23 protein-coding genes are annotated in these 21,308 nt (G+C 53.4%); 4 read left to right on the top strand and 19 right to left on the bottom strand.

Features of this window, described 5'->3' with window-relative positions; genetic code table 11:
- Positions 1–6: 6 nt before the first annotated feature.
- The 17 genes from CDA56_RS26610 to CDA56_RS26530 form a co-directional block, all read right to left on the bottom strand.
- Complete coding sequence (locus CDA56_RS26610) at positions 7–801, bottom strand: MaoC/PaaZ C-terminal domain-containing protein (protein WP_103813834.1); 795 nt, start codon at positions 799–801, stop codon at positions 7–9.
- Entirely contained in the window at positions 798–2,051 is a 1,254-nt protein-coding gene (locus tag CDA56_RS26605; RefSeq protein WP_014226566.1) for a beta-ketoacyl-[acyl-carrier-protein] synthase family protein, read from the bottom strand. The genes CDA56_RS26610 and CDA56_RS26605 overlap by 4 nt, the downstream gene beginning before the upstream one ends.
- A complete protein-coding gene (locus CDA56_RS26600; protein WP_032751014.1) occupies positions 2,038–3,435 on the bottom strand; it encodes a TolC family protein in 1,398 nt (465 codons plus the stop codon). Before CDA56_RS26600 ends, CDA56_RS26605 begins: the two co-directional genes overlap by 14 nt.
- Positions 3,432–5,375 (bottom strand): ABC transporter permease, encoded by a 1,944-nt coding sequence (locus tag CDA56_RS26595; RefSeq protein ID WP_103813836.1) that lies wholly within the window; start codon positions 5,373–5,375, stop codon positions 3,432–3,434. Before CDA56_RS26595 ends, CDA56_RS26600 begins: the two co-directional genes overlap by 4 nt.
- A complete protein-coding gene (locus CDA56_RS26590; protein ID WP_014226569.1) occupies positions 5,375–6,535 on the bottom strand; it encodes an efflux RND transporter periplasmic adaptor subunit in 1,161 nt (386 codons plus the stop codon). The genes CDA56_RS26595 and CDA56_RS26590 overlap by 1 nt, the downstream gene beginning before the upstream one ends.
- Complete coding sequence (locus CDA56_RS26585) at positions 6,532–8,643, bottom strand: peptidase domain-containing ABC transporter (protein ID WP_103813838.1); 2,112 nt, start codon at positions 8,641–8,643, stop codon at positions 6,532–6,534. The genes CDA56_RS26590 and CDA56_RS26585 overlap by 4 nt, the downstream gene beginning before the upstream one ends.
- A gap of 9 nt (positions 8,644–8,652) precedes the next feature.
- On the bottom strand, positions 8,653–9,603 hold the full coding sequence (locus CDA56_RS26580; protein ID WP_103813840.1) for a lysophospholipid acyltransferase family protein: 951 nt from the start codon (positions 9,601–9,603) through the stop codon (positions 8,653–8,655).
- A gap of 2 nt (positions 9,604–9,605) precedes the next feature.
- Entirely contained in the window at positions 9,606–10,274 is a 669-nt protein-coding gene (locus CDA56_RS26575; protein WP_103813842.1) for a DsbA family protein, read from the bottom strand.
- Positions 10,275–10,344: 70 nt separating this feature from the next.
- Positions 10,345–10,551 carry a DUF4762 family protein gene (locus tag CDA56_RS26570; protein ID WP_014226573.1) on the bottom strand — a complete coding sequence of 69 codons (207 nt, stop codon included), beginning with the start codon at positions 10,549–10,551 and terminating at the stop codon, positions 10,345–10,347.
- A gap of 104 nt (positions 10,552–10,655) precedes the next feature.
- Positions 10,656–11,327, bottom strand: coding sequence for a transcriptional regulator (locus CDA56_RS26565; protein ID WP_014226574.1), 672 nt, complete (start codon positions 11,325–11,327; stop codon positions 10,656–10,658).
- Positions 11,328–11,349: 22 nt separating this feature from the next.
- Positions 11,350–11,898: a fimbrial protein gene (locus CDA56_RS26560; RefSeq protein ID WP_014226575.1), complete on the bottom strand. Its 549-nt coding sequence runs from the start codon at positions 11,896–11,898 to the stop codon at positions 11,350–11,352.
- Between the two features lie 9 nt (positions 11,899–11,907).
- Positions 11,908–12,960, bottom strand: coding sequence for a fimbrial protein (locus CDA56_RS26555; RefSeq protein WP_049079477.1), 1,053 nt, complete (start codon positions 12,958–12,960; stop codon positions 11,908–11,910).
- Positions 12,960–13,589 carry a fimbrial protein gene (locus CDA56_RS26550; RefSeq protein WP_004137363.1) on the bottom strand — a complete coding sequence of 210 codons (630 nt, stop codon included), beginning with the start codon at positions 13,587–13,589 and terminating at the stop codon, positions 12,960–12,962. Before CDA56_RS26550 ends, CDA56_RS26555 begins: the two co-directional genes overlap by 1 nt.
- 18 nt (positions 13,590–13,607) lie before the next feature.
- Positions 13,608–14,351: a fimbrial biogenesis chaperone gene (locus CDA56_RS26545; RefSeq protein ID WP_032720410.1), complete on the bottom strand. Its 744-nt coding sequence runs from the start codon at positions 14,349–14,351 to the stop codon at positions 13,608–13,610.
- 25 nt (positions 14,352–14,376) lie between these two features.
- Positions 14,377–16,845: a fimbria/pilus outer membrane usher protein gene (locus CDA56_RS26540; protein WP_103813844.1), complete on the bottom strand. Its 2,469-nt coding sequence runs from the start codon at positions 16,843–16,845 to the stop codon at positions 14,377–14,379.
- 75 nt (positions 16,846–16,920) lie between these two features.
- The gene (locus tag CDA56_RS26535) at positions 16,921–17,475 is read right to left on the bottom strand and encodes a fimbrial protein (protein ID WP_014226579.1); all 555 of its coding nucleotides are present in this window, start codon (positions 17,473–17,475) and stop codon (positions 16,921–16,923) included.
- Positions 17,476–17,554: 79 nt separating this feature from the next.
- Positions 17,555–18,094: a fimbrial protein gene (locus tag CDA56_RS26530; RefSeq protein ID WP_004124241.1), complete on the bottom strand. Its 540-nt coding sequence runs from the start codon at positions 18,092–18,094 to the stop codon at positions 17,555–17,557.
- 964 nt (positions 18,095–19,058) lie between these two features.
- Here CDA56_RS26530 and CDA56_RS26525 point away from each other — a divergent pair.
- Genes CDA56_RS26525 through CDA56_RS30775 form a run of 4 tightly spaced genes read left to right on the top strand, consistent with a single transcriptional unit; the run spans position 19,059 to position 20,765 of the window.
- A complete protein-coding gene (locus tag CDA56_RS26525; RefSeq protein ID WP_103813846.1) occupies positions 19,059–19,541 on the top strand; it encodes an Hcp family type VI secretion system effector in 483 nt (160 codons plus the stop codon).
- 11 nt (positions 19,542–19,552) lie between these two features.
- Positions 19,553–20,002: an STM2901 family protein gene (locus CDA56_RS26520; protein ID WP_103813848.1), complete on the top strand. Its 450-nt coding sequence runs from the start codon at positions 19,553–19,555 to the stop codon at positions 20,000–20,002.
- Positions 19,987–20,334, top strand: a complete 348-nt coding sequence (locus tag CDA56_RS26515) for a DUF1493 family protein (RefSeq protein WP_103813850.1) — start codon at positions 19,987–19,989, stop codon at positions 20,332–20,334. The genes CDA56_RS26520 and CDA56_RS26515 overlap by 16 nt, the downstream gene beginning before the upstream one ends.
- A gap of 20 nt (positions 20,335–20,354) precedes the next feature.
- Complete coding sequence (locus CDA56_RS30775) at positions 20,355–20,765, top strand: hypothetical protein (RefSeq protein WP_133163257.1); 411 nt, start codon at positions 20,355–20,357, stop codon at positions 20,763–20,765.
- A 1-nt stretch (position 20,766) separates the two neighbouring features.
- Here CDA56_RS30775 and CDA56_RS26505 read toward each other — a convergent pair whose 3' ends face one another.
- Together CDA56_RS26505 and CDA56_RS31520 are read right to left on the bottom strand one after the other, a co-directional pair.
- Positions 20,767–21,015 carry a hypothetical protein gene (locus CDA56_RS26505; protein WP_103813855.1) on the bottom strand — a complete coding sequence of 83 codons (249 nt, stop codon included), beginning with the start codon at positions 21,013–21,015 and terminating at the stop codon, positions 20,767–20,769.
- Positions 21,016–21,031: 16 nt separating this feature from the next.
- Complete coding sequence (locus CDA56_RS31520) at positions 21,032–21,166, bottom strand: hypothetical protein (RefSeq protein ID WP_256681608.1); 135 nt, start codon at positions 21,164–21,166, stop codon at positions 21,032–21,034.
- Between the last annotated feature and the right edge of the window lie 142 nt (positions 21,167–21,308).

Raw genomic sequence — 21,308 nt, 5'->3', positions numbered from 1 at the left:
TAATTATCAATTATGCACGGGGCCAACTTTTAGCGTGACCACGTTCGTTATTATCAGGTCATCCAGCTGCGCCGCCGCGGCGATGCGCACCAGCGCCCCCTGTTCGGCCTGGCCCACCACCAGCGAGGGCAGCAGCCAGAGCGCCAGAGATTCGGGCCAAATCGGCGTCGCTTTGCCCGCGAGACGAGCATCAAACACCACCTCCTGGTGGGTTTGCAGCACCGGATAGCGGGTAAATATTTGCTGCAACGAGGTTTCCCCCGGCCCGAGCAGGGCCGCGATGTTCTCCTGGCGCAGCAGCGCGGGATCGCCAATCAGCTGGCGGAACAGCAAGGCATCAAGAAACTGCCACTGCGCCAGGCCGGGCCAGGCGGCGTTGAAGCAGGACTGCAGCTCGCGCAGCGTCTTTGGCGCAATCGTGCAGGGCTGTTTACCCACCAGCGATTCCGGCTCGGCCGCCGTGCTCATCTGGCAGGAGAGGCAGAGTTCACCATTCTGCGGATTGCTGACCGATGTGGCGGACAAAAGGCGATTTTTGGCTAGCACGGGCGTTAACAGCCAGTCGGTATCGCACCATATTGGCCTGCGCAGGCGAACCTGGCATTTTACGTAACGCTCTGGGCGGTACAGCCGGGAGTGGGCATCGCGCTTCACGTCGAGCAGCGCGCGCATTCCGTGGACGCTCAGCTGTCCCGCGCCCATCTGGCGCGCTGCCGCGAGGTCGAAGTGAATCGGGTTTTCGTCACCGGAAAACGCCGCCCACTGCCGCGCGTCGGCAAGGGTGTAGTGCAGCAGCGTCACGCATGTTTCTCCAGCACCAGCGCGGCGTTCGCGCCGCCGAAACCAAAGCTCAGATTCAGCGCCCGATGTATCTCCCCCTGACGGTGCCCTTCAGCGATATAGTCAAGATCGCACTGCGGGTCAGGCTGGGTTAAATGGGCCGTCGCAGGCAGGATCCCCGCCGCCATCGCCTGCAGGCAAACAATGGTCTCGAAGCTCCCTGCGGCGGCAATCAGATGCCCGGAGTAGGCTTTGGTGCTGGAAATCGGGATACGGTACGCCTCGTCGCCCAGCGCCTTTTTCAGCGACTGCGTTTCGTTGAGATCGTTGAGCGGCGTGGAGGTGCCGTGGGCGTTGATATAATCGAGGTCGGCAGGCTGGAGATCTGCGCCACGCAGCGCCCAACGGATGGTCTGCTCGCGGGCTACGCAGTCCTCCGCCGGGGAGGTAAAATCCACCGCGTCGGAGAAATTAGCATAGCCGGTGACCTCCGCCAGGATCGTCGCCCCGCGCGCGAGGGCGCTCTCGCGCTCCTCAAGGCACAGCACCGCCCCGCCTTCCGAAAGCACGAACCCGCTGCGCTGCAGGCTGAACGGACAGCTGGCCCGCTCCGGCGACTCCGTTTCCCGGCTCAGCGCGCCGAGCACATCGATATTCCAGATCGCGCAAACGCTGTTTAGCGATTCCCCGGCGCCGGCGAGCAGCATGCTGGCGCGGCCAAAGCGAATCGCATCATAGGCCTCGCCGACAGCGATAGTGCCGGTGGCGCAGGCCGCGACCGGGGTATTTTGATAGCCGCGCAAATTCCACAGCTGGCTACAGGCGGCGGTGCTCACGTTGGGCATGGAAAAAAAGCAGCTAAAGGGCGAGGAGACGCCGGTTTTCTCAAACTCGGGTACCGCCAGATAGCTTTCATCCAGCCCTGCCCAGCCGGAGCCGATGATGGCGCCGCACATTAGCGGGTCATAAAACGCAGTGGGAGCTTCCCCCGCAAAGGCCATCGCCACCGCTTCCCGCGCGGCGGCCAGCGCCAGGCGCGCGTGACGCGGCAGACGCCGACGAATCGCGGCGGGAACCCCCTTAAGGCTGGGTTCATTCGCCACCTGACCGATAAAATGCGTGTGAATACCGTTCGCGGAGAGATCCACATAGCGGTAGCCGCGTCGATAATCCATGATGGCCTGCCAGCTTTCGGCGGCGCTATCGCCGAGGGGAGTCACCGCGCCATAGCCGGTTATCACCACGCGATAAGGGGAGTTACTGTGACTCATTCTGGGAAGTCCTCTGTTGCGGGTTAATGCCTCCCTGCGCCAGCCAAAGCTGCAAAGTGGCATAAAGATAGTCGTACTGGTTCTGCGCCAGGCTGTTCTGCACATCAAGCAGCGCGTCCTGGGCGTTCAGCAGAGTCTGATAATCCACCGCCCCTGAGCGGTAGCGGCTCCCGGTGAGCGCCAGACGCTGCTCGCCCAGCTGCAGCGTTTGCAGCAGACGATCGCGCTGCTCGTCGGCGTTAAGCCGCTTCTCCATCGCGTTGTCCACCTCCGACAGCGCGGTATAGGCGGTGCGGCGAAAGTTCACCGCCTCCTGCTGTACCTTCACGCTGGCCTGCTCCACGGTGAGCTGTACCGTGTTCCACTGGATAAAGGGCGCGGAAACGCTGCTGCCCACGGTGCGCAGCGGGTCGTTAAACCACTGGTGAAAGAGCTGGCTTCCGGCGCTCAGCGTTCCCTGCAGCGAGAGCGTGGGATAGAAGCTCAGCCGCGCGGCGTCTGAGCCCGCCAGCGCCGCCCGCAGGCGGGATTCCGCCGCCTGCAGGTCCGGCCGGCTGGCGAGCGCGGCCAGCGGCGTGGCGTTGGCAATAGCGATATGCTGACGCACATCCAGCGCGGAGGACTCATCGGTGTGCTGAGCCGGCGGTCTGTTGAGCAGCAGCGCCAGCGCGTTACGGGAAATCGCCCGCTGCTGCTTCAGGCTCAGCAGCTGATTCTGCCGGCTGATGACCGTCTGCCGCGCCTGCAGCACATCGAGCAGGCCCACTTTCCCCGCTCGCTGCCAGGACTCAATCTGCGCCAGCGTCTGCCTGGCGATATCCAGACTCGCCGCCTGATACGTCATTTGCTGGTTCAGCAGAGCGATGTTCCAGTACAGCTGCGCGGTGGTGTCAATCGTCGACAGGATCGTCGCCCGGTAGTCCTGCTCGCTGGCTATCGCCTCCCATTCGCTCTGCTCCCGGATCCGCGCCAGCTTGCCCCACAGATCCAGCTCATAGCTCAGGGACAGTGAGGCGCTGTAGCTCTCCTGCGAACCGCCGCTGTTGAGCGGTTTTGAGTTACTGCCGGAGCCGTTGAGGCTCGCGTCGGGGCTGATATTGGTCCGGGTGAGCCCAGCGGAAATACGCGCCTGCTTAAGGGTTAAGGCGGCAGCGGCGAGATCGTTATTGCTTTCCAGCACCTGCCCCACCACCCGCGACAGACGTTCGTCGCCGAAACGGTCCCACCAGCGCTGCGCTTTCTCCTGCGAGCGCGCGATGCTGTCTCCCTCCGTCCGCTGCCAGTTCTCCGGCACCGACAGCAGCGGGCGCTGATAATCGCTGCGGGTTAAATTCCCGCAGCCCGTCAGCAATACAATTAACGGTAATAAAGTCAGCGGTCTCATTCGCGGGCCAGCGCCTCCGTCGGGTTCAGTCGCGCCGCGCGGCGCGCTGGAAAATAGCCAAACGTCAGGCCAATCAGGGCGGAAAAACCGCAGGCCATCGCTACCGGCAGCCAGGTGAAGACCATGGAAAACTCCTGCGTCAGCAGGGCAAACAGGTTACCGGCGGCCCAGGAGCCCAATACCCCCGTCAGCCCGCCGAGCGCGCAGATCATCACCGCCTCAATTAAGAATTGATGCATGATGTCGCTGGGGCGAGCGCCGACCGAAAGCCGGATGCCAATCTCATGGGTGCGTTCGGTAACGGAAACCAGCATGATATTCATGACGCCAACGCCGCCAACCAGAAGCGAGATGGCGGCAATCGCGGTGATCAGCAGCGACATGGAGTCAGAGGTTTTTTGCAGCGCGTTGGCGAGCTGTTCGTCGGTCTGGACAAAGAAATCTTTTTTGCCGTGCTCGCGGATAAGATGCCTTTCCGCCCGTCGCGCCGCGTCCTGCGGCGACAGCGTTTCCTGAAAGCGCAGCGTGAGCGCCTCCAGCGGTTTGTCCCCGGAAATCCGCTGCAATAAAGAGGTATAGGGGATCCAGGCCGACATAAATCCGCTGACCACCTTCGGTCCCGGCTTGCTGGCGATGCCGATCACCCGCCACGGCGCGCCGGCGATTTGCACAATTTTACCCAGCGGATCTTCATTACCGGGAAACAGCGTCTCTTTGCTGGTTTCATCCAGCACCAGCACCGGTTCACGATCGTCGACATCGCGGTGGGTAAAACCGTTGCCGTGAAGGAAACGAATACCCTGCAGCGAGAAATAGTCGGCGGAAACCCCGGAAAGAATAATCGAGGAATCAAACCCCTGGCGCACCGCGGTCGTCATGCTGGAGACGATCGGCGACACCCCAAGCACCCACGACTGTTTGCCAAGGCTGGCGATATCATCCAGCGACAGCGCCCGCTCCATATCCGGACGCTTGCTGCCCCAGCCGGTGCCGGGGCGGATTTCGAGCGTGGTATTACCCAGCTTGCCAATCTCATTCATGATGCTCTGCCGGGCGCCTTCTCCCACCGCCATGGAGGAAACCACGGACGAAATGCCGATGATAATCCCCAGCATCGACAAAAAGGCGCGCATACGATGCCCCAGCAGCGACCGCCATGCCATCCGTACCGACTCTCCGATGCTGCGCGACAGCGAGGCCCGGCCGTTATCCTGTACCGCGGGCAGCCGCGGAATGCCGCGATTATCACGCGAGCCGTGGGTGCTATCGGCGACCACCTGCCCATCGCTGATCTCGACGATCCTCTGGGCCTGCTGCGCTACCTCGCGATCGTGGGTCACGATAATCACCGTATGCCCGTCAGCGTTCAGCTGGTGCAGAACATCCATCAGCGCCCGGCCGCTGACGCTATCCAGCGCCCCGGTGGGTTCATCGGCGAGAATAATCTGCGCGCCGTTGATCAGCGCCCGACAGACGCTGACCCGCTGCTGCTGGCCGCCGGAAAGCTGCGCGGGTTTATGCGCCAGGCGCGCGTCAATGCCCAGCTTTTCCGCCAGCAGCGCAATGCGCGCCTGGCGCTCAGCGGCGGGCATCGCGGTATAGAGCGCAGGGATGGCAATATTCTCTTCCGCCGTCAAATAAGGCATCAGGTGATAGCGCTGAAAAATAAATCCCAGCCAGCGGCTGCGCAGCTCCGCCAGCGCCGCGCTGTCGGCCTGATGGGTGGCGATGCCGTTGATATACACTTCACCGCTGCTGGGTTTATCCAGACAACCGATAATATTCATCAGCGTCGATTTACCCGAGCCGGAAGCGCCCATAATCGCCACCATCTCGCCGGGCATAATGGTCAGAGAAATGGATTTCAGCACCGGAATCAGTTGCGTCCCGGCAACAAAATGACGCGTGACGTTGTTCAGCAAGATTAACGGCTCAGCCATCAGACGGACCCCGCATCCTGCGGGATCACCACCCGCTCACCGGGCTGTAATCCTTCAAGAACCTGCGCATACTGGCGGTCGTTAATCCCGATGCGGATGGTGCGCTCCTCGCTGCCGTTCTCCTTTTGCACCACGACCAGGTAGCGCTCATCCCCGAGCGAACGCCCCAGCGCGGCAACCGGCACGCGCAGCGCATCTTTCACCTGCGCGATGCGGATAAACACCTGGGCGGTCATCGAGGTTTTCAGCAATCGCTGGCGATTATCCACCTCGAAGGTGCCGTTATAGTAAATGGCGCTGCTCTGCTGGTTACCGGCAGACGCGCCGGCGTTTTGTTCCTCCAGCGCCTCCTGCGGCGCAGGCTGGACATAGCCAAGCTCCCCTTCATAACGGGTTTGCGGGTCGGCAATGACGTAAAACCATAGCGGCTGTCCCGGATGGATTTTCTGGATATCGGCTTCGGAAATGCGGGTTTGGACCTGGACTTTATCGAGATCGGCGAGCACCAGAATCGTGGGCGCAATTTGCGAGGAGACGATGGTTTGCCCTTCGCGGGTCACGATGCCCAGCACTTCGCCATCCATAGGCGCGAGAATGCGGGTATAGCCGAGGTTGGCGTTGGCGGTCTGCACGCTCATTTCCGCCTGCACAATCTGCGCCTCATTCACCGCGATCTGCTGAACCTGCGCGGCATACTGCGCCTGCGCCTGTTCGAGGTCGCTGCTCACGCCGGAGCCGTCGCGGCTCATGGCCTGCTCGCGCGCCAGCGCTTTGCGGTACTGCACCAGCGTGGCCTCAGAGGCCTGCTTTTGCGCTCTGGCGCTGGCCAGCTGCGCGGTAGCGTTGCGTAAGTCGGAAAGCTGCAGCGTCGGGTCGATTTCGGCTAACAGCTGCCCTTTGCGCACCCGCTCGCCCTGGCGTACGTACAGCTTACGCAGCTGGCCGCTGACCTGCGCGCCGACGCTCACCTGGACGGCAGGTTTGATAATCCCGCTCGCCAGCACGACCTTTTCGATATCCCCGCGATCGAGCGTAACGGTATCAATCGACTCGGCCTGTGCCGGAAATGAGCGCTGATAGTAGACGGCGGCAACAATGGCCAGCATAGCGACCAGCGCAAACAACCACGTTTTACGGCGGCGTAAAAATGCTCTTCTCATTGCTCCACCTCTCCCTGTGTGATATCGCGCAGCTTGCCTTCCTTCAGGCGATAAACCCGCGTGAAATGATGCAGGATCTGCTCGCTGTGGGTCACGACGATCAGCGTCTTGCCCTGTTCGCGGCAGTGCTGGCACAGCGCGAGGATCGCCGTTTCCGCGGTTTCATCATCAAGATTGGCGGTCGGTTCGTCGAACAGCAGTATGGGCCGGGTGCTGTAGAGCGCCCGCGCCAGCATCAGCCGCTGACGCTGGCCCAAAGAGAGCGCCGAGTGGCTCTCGCGGATCAGCGCCTCCATTCCTCCCGGCAGCGCCTGAACCACCGGCCCCAGCGCCATTTTTTCGACCAGCGCCTCCACTCGCCCGCGATCGCTGTCGCTGTACCACGGGTCAAACAGGGTGATGTTTTGCAGCACCGAGGCGTTGAACAGGATGTCTTCCTGACTCTGTAGCCATACCTGCGGCGCCAGCTGCTGCGCGCTCACCTCGTCGTTGTTCAGCAAAATTCGCCCATGCTGCGCGGAAAAAAGCCCTGCCATCAGCCGCAGCAGGGTGCTTTTTCCGGCGCCGGAGTCGCCCACGATCGCCAGCCGATCGCCGGGCTCCAGGATGAGATCAACGGCATTGAGTACCGGACGCTGCGGGTTGTAATGAAAGCTCACCTGTTCGAACGTCAGCCGCGGAACCGCTTCACCGCTGAGCGGAGCAAACTGGGGCGCAGCAGGCTCATGGCGGGTGAACAGGCCCTGCGCGCGGGTATCGATCACGTGCAGCTGTGATTTACGGATCACGGCATAAAATATCCGCGTGACGTAGGAGGTAAAAATCTGTCGTAAAAAGCTGTAGGCAAAAAAGTCGCCCAGCGAGATAAGCTTTGCGTGCACCAGCGGCAGCACCACCAGCATGAAAACCACCATCTCAAGGCTGCCGGTAAGCTGGTACAGTCCCTCTTTGACCTGTTGATAGACTTTCTGCCGCTGGAGGCAGGTGAAAAGGTCATGAGACAGACGGGCAAACTGCGCTTTACGCTGCGTTTCCAGCCCGGCGGTCTTGATGGTTAACACGCCCTGAAGCGTTTCCATAAAAAAGTCATTCAGCGTCGCGCTTTTCAGCTGCAGCTGCTGCGTATACCAGCGGTCGCGGAAAATGGCCCAGACGCTAATCAGCCCCATCGCCACAATACCCACGGCGGAAATCAGCGCCAGCACCGGGGAGATCCAGAACATAATGCCGATCGCGATAACGCAGATGATCCAGTCCGAGCGGAGCCCGTTATCCAGTTCGATTTTTTGCAGCATCCCGCCCTGCCAGGCGATAAAACGGCTGAAAACGTCCCCCGGCGCGCGTTTTTCAAAAAAACGCAGCGGATTATTCAGCAGGCGGGAAAAACCGATATCGCTCTTAAGCAGGACAAAGCGGCGAATAAATCGCTCGCTAATCACCCTGACGCCCAGCGCCAGCAGCGTGGATACAACAAAGGCGAGGATGAACCATAAATAAGGAAACTGCGTATTCTGAACGTCAGAGAAGGCCTGGTTGATCGCCCGGCTGACCATCGTCGGCATTAAAAACAGGGTGAGCGACACCAGGAAGGTCAAGAGCATCAGCTTATAAATGCCCGGTACCGCCGCGGTCTCCTTCAGGCTCATCGCCCGCGGCATCTCCTGCTGCGCGCCGGCAATAACCGGGTCCGGGCCGGCAATCGCGCCGGGCGACTCTTCAAGGATCAGCGCATAGCCGCTAATCTCTTTTTTTAATGCCGAGAAAGGCAGCCACTGCTGGCCAATCGCCGGATTCATGACGCAGACGTAATCCCCTTTTCGCCAGGCCAGCAGAACATAGTGGCTGGCGCCGTAGTGCAAAATGGACGGGAACGGCAGCGCATGAAGCTCAGCGTGATCGAACAATACCGGCGCGGTGGCAATGCCGATCTGCTGCAGGATAACGGATAAATCGCTCAACGATGTCCCATGATCGGATGCCGGGAAAATTTCCCGCAAAGCCGGCAGCGAGCACGGAATATTCTGGGTTTGCGCCAGCATCGCAATACAGGAGAGGCCGCATTCATTGGTCTCTTCCTGGAAAACCATATCAGGAATAATCTTTTTCATGATGATGCATCAGTGATTAATAAAATAGAGCGAATGGCTGTGCCACAAAAGCCAATCCTGCGGATAATCGCGCAGGGTGTTTTCAATCATCGTCGGTAGCTTTGCCGCGATCTCTTTTGGCCTCAGCGGAGAATAGATCTTTATTTTTATCCCGTGCTGATAATAGAGGTGATAAAAAACCACCTGCGCCGATACGATGCGAGAAAACCGCTGTACCCCACTATGTAATTTCGCCGGGCGGCCAAATAGCCGGCAGCTTATTTTCCCGGACTGCGCTTCAGGGGTCTGCACGGTGTAATCGGCAGGAATGTCGGGGAAAATAATCATATTTTCCCGCCCTGCCGACACATTAGTCATTAACGCCATAAGCTCGCTAGCCAGCGATGTATTATCCTGGTGGATTGAGCAATAAGAGAGCGCGACGCCGCCCATTTTACGGCTGGCGACGGTGTAGCTTTCCGCGCTGGAAGAGACCACTACGCTGGCTTTGCCCGGCGTCACGCCGGCCCCGACCATCGCCGCTAAGATATCGGAAACGCAGTGCAGCGGCGCAAGGACGACCGGCGTCTTTTGCGCCGCCAGGGGAGCGACAACGGCGTCAAGCTCTCGCGTGCATGCCTGCATCTGGGCCAGGGTGGCCGGGTGCTGTCCCCAGGTCGCCCCTATCTCCAGCAGCTGGCGGCGCATGGCTATCCATCCGGCATTGATTCGGCCCTCGACGCCCGTCAGGCAGCGGTAGTTTTGCGTCGCCACGGCGCTGCGGCCACGGTACTGTCTGCCCAGCAGCCGCAGCCGACACAGCGCGCGAACCGCCAGCAGCAGCAGCGGCATCGGGGTAAAACGCATGACTCTACGCACCGCTTTTTGGCCGTAGCCGGTAAGAGGCCAGTAGCGCCAGCTCAGCTGCGCGGACCATTTTCTTACGCTGAAGACGCTCCAGACGATGAGAAAGCGCGCCACGCTTACTCCTTATCCTGGGTTAACAGCTGGCGCAAATAGTCGGCAAATTCAGGAAACTGACGATCCTTCGCCACTACGTATTTCTTATTCACAATAAACAGCGGCGTCGCGTTAATGTCATAAAGCTCGGTGATTTTCGCCATATATTCCAGACGCTCGGCGACGGCCTGACTTTGGCGTAGCTGATGGTATTTATCGACATCAATACTATTCTTTTTCAGCCAGCCATTAAGCGTTTCCTCATCGGCTAAATTAACCCCGCGGGTCATTACCGCGTTAAACGCCTGGTCGCGCGTCTGGCGTTCAATACCCATGACTTCAAGGGTCGCAAAAACCGGCGCAAAGACCGCCAGGCCGTTATTCTCGCCAGTAATATGGATAACTTCAAACGTGCTATCCGCGGGTAGCGTGGCGGCGAATTTTTCGATCTCTTCCTCGTTCGATGCGCAGTAGTGACAGCCATAGGACATCACTTCAATAATGCTTTTCTCATTTTTTATTGGGCTACTGGCAACGGTTGCGCTGTCAATTTTCCGCAGGGCGGAAGGCTGACTGCTATCCAGTGAAAATGTATTAAACACAAATATGTGATAGCACAGCACGGTAATTAGCGACGAAATTAACGTCACCAGAAACGTATAGCCAACGGCGGTAATAGGTTTTATCTTCATTTGATACCAGGCTCGCGAAAATAGCGGAGAAATACATGGAGGGTTCCCCCTCCATGTATCACATCAGTGATTAATAACGGGCGCTATTTGGCACGACGCACATGCTGTCCGGCGCATCTTTCATGCTAACGGTTGAACCGTGCTTATCAGTACAGGTGGTCACTTGTTTACAGGTAGAAACACCGCCAACGACCACTGTCTCGTAAGAGCTTGTGCAAGTTTCCTTGCAGCAGCCGCCAATAATAGTTGACGCTTCAATCATACTTAATTTTTGCATTTGTTAGATCCTTAACTATTTATATTGAAATGTATTTTTCTTACACTTACCTACTGGCTTAGCTATCTGCCAGTAATTCTGTCGATGTTAGACTTTGTACGCTGTTATACGCAGGGGGTGGCGACGATACATTTGAAAATATTAAACAGCTCTACGTTATTTTTAGCATTTAACTTTTTCATCAGGCCCCGTTTGCAGCGGCTCAGTCGACGAACATCAATTTTTTGCTCAGAGGAAATTTGCGACAATGACTTCCCTTTGAATATTTCTTCCATTAACCACCAGTCATCGCTGGAGATACTGTTATTAAAATCCCGGGCTAACCACTTCTGTCGGGTATAATTAATTAGCGAGCGGCTATAAAATATTTTCTTTGCCACCATCGAATCAGCGCCTTCAATGAATTTGAAAAAATTCTCCAGCGATTCATTTTTTAATAACCAGCTCGCCTCCGGGAGCAGCGAATGCAGCGCAAAAAACAGAGAAATATTATTTTCTCCTAATAAAATCACCAGCTGCTGATTTTCCCGGCAGTAGTACTCTTTAATGGTGTATAGCGCATTAAAGCGTTCGTCCGGCAAACTGTCGACATCGCAGAGCACCCAGCGCAGCTCCTCTTTCTGCTTCGGCAGACGCAGCGTATTAATCAGCTGAGAGAACTGATCGAGCCTTGAGAAAGCGCAGTCGCCGTCATGCGCGGCAAGATCGTCAACCAAAGAACGTACGCCTTCTGAGAAAAAGATATTTTTATCGTAGAGAAAGAAACGGCGGCTCATTTATCATCATCCTTGATCTATTCTACTGGTAATTAAGGGTGTAATACGCTGTTGCCTGGAAGGCACCGGTCTGCAAGGTTTTGTTACTCAAGGCGTCCGGTTCCCCTTCAACAAAAGCTTTAAAATTTAACTGCATGGTGGCATCGGAAATGGCGACCGCGGTTGTTGGCGTATTGAGTGAAATCGCCGTGCCGTTACTCTCTTCAAAACCAATGCCAATACCGCTGGCGGAATTTGGCGCTACCGGCGTAATCGCCAGACGGTCGCTCATATTGGCATTTTCCGTCCCGCTAAAGGTTACGGTAACGGAATTAAAAACATCGGTACTGCAATCCTTAAGCTCAATCACAAACGCTTTGGGCTGTGATTTGCTCTCCGCATAGAGCGTACGGGTTGAAATCTGGCCAAAATCCACGGCGATATTTTTGGATGAAGGAACGATACTGCAGCCATGGGCCGCGACGGTGCCTTTGAAGGTTAAGTCGCCGCCGATCAGTTCCCCGCTGGCGTACGCCGGCGTGGCCGCCGAAAGTAAGCCCAGAAGTACCATAGATGCGATAAATTGACGCATGCTGCCCCCTTACTGAAACTCAGCGACCACGGTGGCCGATGCCTGGAAATCCCCTTCGAGAACATTGGTCCCGGCATTGGCAATCGGCGCGGCGGTCAGATTCCAGGTTCCCTGATTATTATTAAAACCCGGCACGTCATAAAATCTATTCGCGGCCACTAAACTGCCGCCTGAATCTTTCAGAATAATGCCAAGATTGGATCGATCGACGGCGCCGGTGGTCCCTAAATAATCGCTATTAAAACTGGCGGTATTGGCCTGCTGAATGCCCAGGCGAATATTTAAATTACCGTTCGCGAAACTTCCCCCTTCGCATTTCACCTGAATCGGCACGGGCCGGCTGTAATTATTGCCATTTAGCAGCGAACCCGAACTGGGGATGGTATCAAAATCAACGACGATCGGTGTACCTGAGTTGACAATGCATTTATCCGGAACGGTAATGACCCCGGAATTAATCGAGACAATCGACATTGGAGTGCTGCCCATTCCTGAGCTGTAATTCCCCAGGCGGCCGTAAAGCTTGGCGATTTCTGTACCCAGCAGGTTAACGCCGTTGACAATAGGCTTAGTAATCATAAACGTTACCCGCCCCTTGGCGCCGGACTCAAAGTTATTAAATTGGGTGGTTGGCGGAACGCATTTATTCTGAAAAGCGTTATTCGATTCATTATAAAAAGGCACCGCAAAATAATCCATGCGCTGACCACGGATATAAATTTCAATTTTAACATCCATATAATCATTGAGCTTTAAATAGCCCGGCGCGCTTCCCTGCTGCATCAGCGAGGCGGTCGCAGAGTAATAAATCGCCTGATTTTCCATGGGAATGGTACAGCTGGCTATACCAGAATATTGCCCGCCCAATGAAAACTCATAAGGAATCGTTGCCCCTATGCTGTTATTGGTAATATCCTGATTGACCACGTCAATATTATACATTTTAGGTCCGCCGACCGGCGTGATTTCCCCTTCAATCGCCGCGCTGGCGTCAAGGGATAGTAAGCCGCCACAGAGTAAAAGCGTGACGCAAGATTTTCGTCCGATAACCATCGTCGTCATCAGAGATACTCCATTTTTAAACGCAGCAGTCCGCTAAAGTTGCCCGCAGTCACGTTTCGTCCGGTTGACTCCAGCACGGCAATAAACGTCAGGCTGCTATCGCCGGTTTTCACAATAAACGGCGGCTGCGTTTGATTAATATCCAGCGCCCGTTCTTTGACATCCAGCAGGCGAATACCGGCTCCTGAGATGCTGCCGGTCAGGCGCAGCAGCTGGCGATTATGTTCATCCGATTCGCCGATAAAAGTGAGCTGAACCGCCTGCTCGCCGGTGGTGTAGAGATGCTTGCTGCTGCCCGTCGTCCGTGAGGCGATGCTGTCGCGCGCCTGCGAGGCGCCTTTCAGGCAATCTCTGAGTTCGACGCGAACCAGCACCGGCTGGCTCCGGTCGCCGGCCTGATGAAAACGGCGGGCGCTGATTTCACCCATCTCGATAATCTGCAGGCGGCTCTGCGGCGCCAGCACGCAAGGCGAGGCATAAACGGAGCCATTGAATATCACGTTACCGCCATCTTCCCCCTGATGATCCCGGTTATAGTGCTGTGGCTGTAGCGGAATATCAGCGTCGGCCAGCGCTGGCATACTGATACCGAATACAAACAGTGCTAATAGCGATAGACGCGTTTTCATCATCAGGTTCCTCTTTAATTACCCTTGCTGCGATGGCGGCAGCGCTTTACAGGTATTTCCTTCACAGCGATATTTCAGCTCCGGATGACCGCCATAATCGTTCACATACATCATGGCGAAATCTCGCACGCCGCCGTCGGTTACGCTGAACTCCATGCTGGACTTCGGCGCAATCATAATCCCCGGAAACTTAGTGATTTTTTCACCCTTAACGCGGGACAAGCTAATAATGGTGATGTAATAGGGCGTCGGGTTTTGCGCGGTCATCTTATTGCCGCTCTTTTGAAAGACGACCTGGTCCTGCCAAATCTCGCTTTTGCTTTTGGGAATAATGGCCGTCGGGCGGTAAAATAATTTAATCCGCGACTGCATGGCTAACTGCAGGACATTCGCTTTATCCGGCTTGGGCGGGATTTCGCGCACGCTTAAATAAAACAGGCTTTCCCGATCCTGCGGCAGCTGGTTAATACCGTCAGTTTTGGTGACCCGCGCCACCCCTTTTTGCCCGCCGTTAATCCGCTGTAAAGGCGGCAGCACCACCAGCGGAGAGGTAATTTTGTTGCCCTTGCTGTCCTCAACCCACGATTGCGCGAGGAAAGGAATATCCGGGCTGGTGTTGGTTAAATTCGCGCTCGCCGAGCTGTCTTTACCGGTGATGATAAGACGCGTGCGATCCAGCGAAACCCCTGCCTGAGCGGTACCGCTTACCGCCGCCAGCATCACAACGCCCATCCAGCAGAATTTGTTGCTTGTTATGCTCATTTTTGGCCTTTTATTACTGTCACTGTCATTTACACGGCAATAGCGCGGCTGTCGAACGACGCACGATGGTCGGCGGGATGGCAATCTGGCACTGCTTTTTCCCGCTCCACACTACGCTTAGCAGCTCCTGAGGATTCACCCCCGCCAGCCATCCCTGGCCACCTTCCATAATCATGGAGACGCTCACGCCATCGCCGTTGATAACCTCCGCGCCGAACGGTGGATAGGTACCGTCAGCCAGGCGAATAATCCCCATCAGTTTTTCGCCCTTCGCCATGCCAAAGGTCTGATAGCCAATGGCGCCTTCGGTCAGCGTGGCGGTGCTGATGGCTTTTGCCGGTTCGATGGATTCCGACATCGCATCGACATCAACACGGGTATCAAAGCTGTTGTAGCTCACGATGTCCGGAATAACGGCAATACCGAAATTGTTGGTTCTTGATTTACCGTCATTGAGCGGAACGTCGCCGATACCGTTGGTATTCACCATCACGCGCGCCGTGTTGAGCGTCGCGCCGCTGTTGTGGATCGCCGCCCCGTGCCGGGTAGCGGTAAAGCCGCCGCGCAGGGTACTGCTCAGGGAAACGTAGTGATCCTGCTGATAGCTAGCGTTGCTGTTGATTTCGGCATACTGCGAGCGGCGCTGATAGTAGCCGTCGACGTTGGCATAGCCGCTCTGGCTCGCCCCGGCACGCAGTCGCCACAGGTTGTTGTAGTCGCTGCTGTCGGTGTACGAGAGCATCGGGCTGGTTTTGCCGTTATTGGTCTGTACGTCGAGACCGCTCCATTTGCTATCGCCAACGGGAATGGAAAGCGAGAAAGCAATAGAGTCGTCTTTACGCCCTTCGTAATCGGAACGGTAGGCCGAAATATTGGTGGTGATCCCGCGAATATTTCCGACGTTAAACGAGCGCCCTAACGAGATGCCGTAGCGATCCTGGCTGCTTCGATTCCAGTAATTCTGGTGGGTATAGGTCAGAAAGACGGTAGTCGCTTTGCCTGGCTCATCGGCCCAGAACGTTTTATTCCCGGTGATGGTATAGACTTCTTTTTCACGGCCAAGGCTGTCGTAACCCTCGTAACGCTCGTTGAGATATTGCGAGAAAGAGCGGAAATCTTCCTGAGAGAAGCGATAGCCGGCGAAGGTAATTGAACTGTTATATTCGTCGAACGTTTTCGCATAGCTCAGCTTAAACGAGGTGCCTTTAAGCCGCTTCTGGTTTGACTGCTGGCTGTAGGATTCGGTGGCGTCAAGCGAGAGCGCGCCCAGTACGCTGAGATCGCGACCAATACCGGCGGAGACCGCGGTATATTCCGCCCCTGCGCTTTGTAAACCACCGTACAGCGACCAGGCGTTGGTTATCCCCCAGGAGAAATCACCGGAAGCGAAACCTGGCCCCTGAATTTTATGGTTATAGCGGGACGGCGCGCCGACAGCCACGTTGTAACGCACGTAGCCGGGACGCGTAAGGTAAGGAATGTTGGCGGTGTTAACCTGGAACGTCGAAATGGAACCGTCCTGCTCCTCCACCTGAACATCCAGCGTACCGCGCACCGAGCTGCGTAAATCCTGAATGTTAAACGGCCCGGCGGGAACCGTCGTTTCATAAATAATGCGCCCGCTCTGCTTCACCGTCACTTTGGCGTTGGTCTTGGCCAGGCCGCGAATTTCCGGCGCGTAGCCCTGCAGGTTTGGCGGCAGCTGGCGCTCATCGCTGGCGAGATTAAGCCCGGTAAAGCGCACGGTGTCGAAGACCTGAGAATCAAGGTAGATCTCCCCCGCCGTCAGCTTTGCCGCCATCATCGGCAGCGGACGGTAGGCGTAGATCTGATTCATGTCGAAATCAAATTGATGCGTCGCGCTGTAATAGCTGGTCTGATATTCGCCGCGCAAACGCCAGCCGCCGAGGTTAAACCCGGTCTGGCCGTATCCGCTCAGGGTGGTGTAATCTTCATGCATATCAAGCTGGCGGGTATATTGCCCGGTCAGACTGTAGTCGAGCAAAAACCCACCGATGCCCTGGTCCCAGCGCTCCGGCGGCGTCCAGTTCGGATCGTTGTATTTCATCCACGCCTGCGGGACGGTGATGTCCAGCACCCCGGCGTAGTTGCTGAGCTTAGCCCCAGGCAGGCTCAGCAGGTCATAGCAATCGGCAAACGGCTGTGCGACCTTTTGCTGCGCTTCTTCTTTCAACGCCAATCTGGCAAGAATTTCGCCGTTAATGCAGGCCTGGGTATGCTTCTGGTCCTTAGAAGCCAGATAACGAACCTTTTGCTGCCCCACCGCCTGGCCATTTATTTTAATATCTAATAAGTACTCGCCCGGCGGGACATAGTTGTCGGTGGCGAAACGGGTTAAATCGATATTGTCGCGATCGGCGGCATCCAGTACGTCGGTATTGAATTCCACGTCGGTTGAGGCACAAGCCATAGAAGCACAGCAGAAAAAAAGCATCTGAGAGAGGATTATTTTTATTTTTAGTTCTGCTGACATGACTATTCATCCCGAATCATTCAGTAAAATATCGTGCGCGGTAAACAAGCTACAACAGCAATAGCTGGCTTGCGTCTAGTTGTAATCCATATAAAAACGAGTGACGGCGTAAAAATCCCCAGCCTTAATATGTTGCTGAACCGGAACCAGCGAAGCGGTGAATTTCAGCGTATTATTCTCATCACTTAGCAGATATCCCGAGGAGGGTTCTCCAAAAGTTAAAACTTCCCCACGGCGATCGCGAATCTGTATACCAAACCCCTTTCCTTCCCCATCCGGAATTAATACGGTCGGGTCCTGCGATGACGCATTGCCGGTAAAAGTAATCGTGGCATAAGCACCGGGCGTTGATTGATTTTCGCTGCCGTAAGACGCGCAGCCCACTAAGCGCACCAGAAAAGGCCGGACGAGCTTACCTTCTTGATCCATATTAATATCGCGAGCGGATATGTTGCCGAAATCCACCCATAGCTCCCGCGAGCTGGGATCAATATCGCAGGCGGCAGCAACCAGCTCCCCCGAAAGCGCCAGCTGTCCGGGCGTAAAATTAGTACTCGAAGCATGTCCGGAAAAGAGTAATACCGATACGAATAGCGCCATCAGTCTCTTTTTCTCTGTATCCTTAACCATACTCAGAATTCCATATTATCGGGTACACCATCCAATATCGCGGGGAGAAACCTCCCCGCGAGCGATAACTCAAAATCGATTATTGATAATCGATAGTGAAATTGATCGTTGACTGGAATGCACCCGCGGTTACGGTAGTGGTAGAACCGCTCGCTGCCGCTTCCGCTTTCAGGAAGGCCACGAAAGGAATGGTGTTAGTACCATCGACCAGGGTGACCGGCGTGGTCTGCGCGCCCCAGGTCACAGTCTGGCTAGCGCTGTCTTTCAGGCCGATACCTGCACCAGATGCGGTACCAGAAGTAAAGGCAGCCAGAGTAGGATCGTTCGGGTTAACCGAAGTCGGGGTATAGGAAACAACGGCGCTGCTGGCGATGGTGGTATCGCAATACTGCAGCTCGATGTTTTTGGTTTCAGTTGCCTGACCCCCGCCTTGCAGCAGGGAAACTGGAACCTGACCAAAATCAACGGTTACCGGGCTGGACGACGGCGCTAAACCACACGCGGTATTCACCAGCTCACCCTGAAGCTCAATCTGACCATTAGTGGTATCAGCCAGTGCAGACATTGAGCCGAGAGCAGCAGTTAATGCCACAGCCATAGCAACTTTATTCAGTTTCATAGAAAATTCCTGCGTTATAAATTTTTATCCTAAAGAGTAAGGAGCTATAAAATTGCTGAGTTATACTCTCATAACAATTTGCAGCCCTCCGCATCACCGAAAAATCCGTTTCAATAATTAGACTATTAATTAATATTAATAATTTAATTAAAGCCAGATCCCCTGGTCGACAAAAATACTAACAAATCATTTTTTAGGTAAAAAGAGATACATTTACAAAGGAATTAAAAAAAGATTTAACCTCGCGAACAATGCTACCATAGGAAATTAACTCGCAGAATGCTGAGATATATCCTAAAAACAAATTACGACAGGTAATTAATAGAGGATAAACGAAAGATGTCGATGGTAAGAGAATTGTAACACAGATCACATTTCATTAACAAAAACCCTTTTCTGCTACACGCAACGGTGAAAAGTAGACGGAATAAAGGAAATAACGCGAGGCGTACGACGCCGGTGAAAACGGATGTCTCCCCGTCTACACCATCGACCTGCATTCGCCAGTATAGCCTTTTCCGCTGCGACCTCCCCCTGCGGCATACCGCCGCTGCTTCTTGTTTTCCTGACCTGAAGACTCCGTTATCATGCGGCTCATGAGTCAATAAACAGAAATGCACAGTTTCACGGGAACCGATGAGCGATAGCGCGACGTCATGAAAACAATAAACTCCGCTAACTCATTAAAACTGGATTTGACCCTATATATCTTGACGCCCCCCCTCCGATGATGCAGCAGTATCTTCTTTCAAGAATTAACCATCTGAAATAAAAGCACAAAGTGATTTTCATACTGATTCTAGTTTACTGATGGGATACATTTTGGGGAATGTGGGTGCGGTTTGATAGAAGCAGATAACTCCCTCTTCAAGGAACAAAAAAACCACACATTGGTTATTTACTCACCTTCACTCAATAGATACACTATTTACAGGGATTTACAACGACATAAGGAAAAAAGAACATGGCTATTCCCGGTAATATGTGGCTCTATGACGATGGCGGAGCACTAATCAAAGGTGGCTGTGATGTTGCAGACAGGGAGTTCAGTATAGAGTTTAAAGGGTTTCACCATAATCTCTCCATTCCCACTGATAATGCCACTGGCAAACCTACTGGCACTCGTCAGCATTCTCCAATGATCATCGTTAAAGAATTCGACTATTCCAGCCCATACCTATACAAAGCAGTTGCTACTGGTCAAAACCTGAAATCTGCCGAAATCAAATGGTACAAAATCAACGATGCTGGTCAGGAAGTGGAATACTTCAATATGCTACTTGAAGGAGTTCGAATCGTATCAATCTCCCCTACGATGGCTTCCCCAGAGGACAAGAACAACAACCATCTTGAAACTGTGGAGCTAAGGTATGAGAAAATCACCTGGAAACATTGTGATGGAAACATAATTTTCACAGATGCCTGGAATGAACGACAAACAGCCTAACAGGTGATTGAATGGATACGACAGAAGAACTAAACGGAACCTACTTCTACCACGGACAATCGAACCTGTCAGCAGGTGAACTATTTGATGTGATTTTCCTTGAGCAATTTTGTGATGAACTTGGAATTGGCATTGAGTCAGGTGCTGCTATCCTCGCTGGGCAACCGTGGTTAAAAACCAGAACGAAACCGGGAGAGGCAATCAAAGGGACAAGTGTTATTTCCAAGTATGGGAGAATGCTTTTACGAAATGCACGAACTCCTTTTGGTATTAGAGTTCCTACACCAGTTGGTGTAAGAATGCGAAAAACAAATAATCTTGCCGCAGTCATAGCACGATATGTTCCGTGGTTAGGCTGGGTTGGTCTTGTGAATTCAATTTACCAAGTATCAAGGAAAACTCAGGCAAAATACAACCTAATAGCACGCCCTAAAGATCGTATACAATGGACATCCTTTTGATGGACACAATGCAGCAAGAGGTGTTAGCACTCTTCCGTGAAGAGATTCCCGGATATTTAGACAGCAATTGGAAAGAAATCCCTTTAGAACTTGATTCTGATTTATTTGAAGCTCCAGGCGATGACCTGCATGAAGCTTTAGATAAATTTGAAAAAAAATTTAATGTAGATTTATCACAGGTTAAATGGTCGTATTATTTCCCTTGGGAGAATACACCACTGCTTACAAGATGGTTTAAATTAAAACGGGAAGATGTAGAACGAACTCGTAAACCTTTAACTATCAATATGTTTGCCGAATCAGCGAAAGCTGGGAAATGGCTTTATGATTGAGTTTAATAGAGATGACTAACATGGACAGCAAAAAATTAAAGCGATGTGCGCAAATAATTTTGTTCTTTTATGGCGCATCATTTTTACTTACATTTTTAATAGGCATTTCAAATTTAATCCCTCCTTATATTTATATAATTTTTTTCACCCCATTTTTCGTGGCTTATTGTGGATTCTCTATATATTTAGGGAGGAAAAAAGTGATCAAATCACTAAACGATTCCATTTTATTTTCTTTTGCTCCTATAGCAATGTTTAAACCAGTTAAAATTTTACTATTTAAAGCGGAAAACATTAATGAAACGATTTCTAATTCAGATAAAATTCTAATGTGTCTATATCTTCTGATTGCTGTATGTTCTATCATTAAAGCCCTTATTTCATTAAATGAATTATATGATAATCTTAAAAATCCAGAAAAAAATAGTTAATCTATTTTTTTAATCTTAATCGTATAACCATAAGCAATGCAATAATCAAAGGCCAACAAAGTAGGATTAAACATCCACTACCCAACAGTACGTTATAGAGGATTGGGAATTTATCTTGTTCCAGAAAGGCAACTCCACAAGCACAGCCAATAGAATATAATGCTATTAATGCTAACAATAAAACTTCACTATATTCCTTTCCTTTTATTTTGATAGAGATATCAGAAGATAACAGGTTGTCATTTTTCATTATTTTTATTCCTTTATTACCAGGTTGTAACCACTAACCAAATACCATAGACAATCGGAACAAGGGCAATCAAAACGACTTGCTCCGATAGTTCTTTTTTGTTCCACCATGTGAAATATTTATTTTTTGCTTTATTTACTAACTCTATCATTTCGGCCTCCGCATTTATTATTACTTCATAGGCATTGATTTATAAATAGCCCCTACATTTTATAGGAATACTATATTTTAAAAATAAGTCAATTTATCTGATAGTTTTAGATTTTGAATTTAACCATCGCAAATAATGGTTG

It is taken from the genome of Klebsiella michiganensis, from assembly GCF_002925905.1.
Taxonomy (GTDB): Bacteria; Pseudomonadota; Gammaproteobacteria; order Enterobacterales; family Enterobacteriaceae; genus Klebsiella; species Klebsiella michiganensis.
Note: the sequence above shows the minus strand (reverse complement) of the source record. Positions and strands in the feature narration are given on the sequence as shown.

Coding starts and splice junctions, on each gene's coding strand:
- CDA56_RS26595 (WP_103813836.1), bottom strand. CDS start 5,375: ATGGCTGAGCCGTTAATCTTGCTGAACAACGTCACGCGTCATTTTGTT.
- CDA56_RS26585 (WP_103813838.1), bottom strand. CDS start 8,643: ATGAAAAAGATTATTCCTGATATGGTTTTCCAGGAAGAGACCAATGAA.
- CDA56_RS26600 (WP_032751014.1), bottom strand. CDS start 3,435: ATGAGACCGCTGACTTTATTACCGTTAATTGTATTGCTGACGGGCTGC.
- CDA56_RS26535 (WP_014226579.1), bottom strand. CDS start 17,475: ATGGTTAAGGATACAGAGAAAAAGAGACTGATGGCGCTATTCGTATCG.
- CDA56_RS26555 (WP_049079477.1), bottom strand. CDS start 12,960: ATGACGACGATGGTTATCGGACGAAAATCTTGCGTCACGCTTTTACTC.
- CDA56_RS26590 (WP_014226569.1), bottom strand. CDS start 6,535: ATGAGAAGAGCATTTTTACGCCGCCGTAAAACGTGGTTGTTTGCGCTG.
- CDA56_RS26565 (WP_014226574.1), bottom strand. CDS start 11,327: ATGAGCCGCCGTTTCTTTCTCTACGATAAAAATATCTTTTTCTCAGAA.
- CDA56_RS26525 (WP_103813846.1), top strand. CDS start 19,059: ATGGCTATTCCCGGTAATATGTGGCTCTATGACGATGGCGGAGCACTA.
- CDA56_RS26570 (WP_014226573.1), bottom strand. CDS start 10,551: ATGCAAAAATTAAGTATGATTGAAGCGTCAACTATTATTGGCGGCTGC.
- CDA56_RS26560 (WP_014226575.1), bottom strand. CDS start 11,898: ATGCGTCAATTTATCGCATCTATGGTACTTCTGGGCTTACTTTCGGCG.
- CDA56_RS31520 (WP_256681608.1), bottom strand. CDS start 21,166: ATGATAGAGTTAGTAAATAAAGCAAAAAATAAATATTTCACATGGTGG.
- CDA56_RS26540 (WP_103813844.1), bottom strand. CDS start 16,845: ATGTCAGCAGAACTAAAAATAAAAATAATCCTCTCTCAGATGCTTTTT.
- CDA56_RS26530 (WP_004124241.1), bottom strand. CDS start 18,094: ATGAAACTGAATAAAGTTGCTATGGCTGTGGCATTAACTGCTGCTCTC.
- CDA56_RS26545 (WP_032720410.1), bottom strand. CDS start 14,351: ATGAGCATAACAAGCAACAAATTCTGCTGGATGGGCGTTGTGATGCTG.
- CDA56_RS26575 (WP_103813842.1), bottom strand. CDS start 10,274: ATGAAGATAAAACCTATTACCGCCGTTGGCTATACGTTTCTGGTGACG.
- CDA56_RS30775 (WP_133163257.1), top strand. CDS start 20,355: ATGGACAGCAAAAAATTAAAGCGATGTGCGCAAATAATTTTGTTCTTT.
- CDA56_RS26605 (WP_014226566.1), bottom strand. CDS start 2,051: ATGAGTCACAGTAACTCCCCTTATCGCGTGGTGATAACCGGCTATGGC.
- CDA56_RS26505 (WP_103813855.1), bottom strand. CDS start 21,015: ATGAAAAATGACAACCTGTTATCTTCTGATATCTCTATCAAAATAAAA.
- CDA56_RS26550 (WP_004137363.1), bottom strand. CDS start 13,589: ATGAAAACGCGTCTATCGCTATTAGCACTGTTTGTATTCGGTATCAGT.
- CDA56_RS26515 (WP_103813850.1), top strand. CDS start 19,987: ATGGACATCCTTTTGATGGACACAATGCAGCAAGAGGTGTTAGCACTC.
- CDA56_RS26520 (WP_103813848.1), top strand. CDS start 19,553: ATGGATACGACAGAAGAACTAAACGGAACCTACTTCTACCACGGACAA.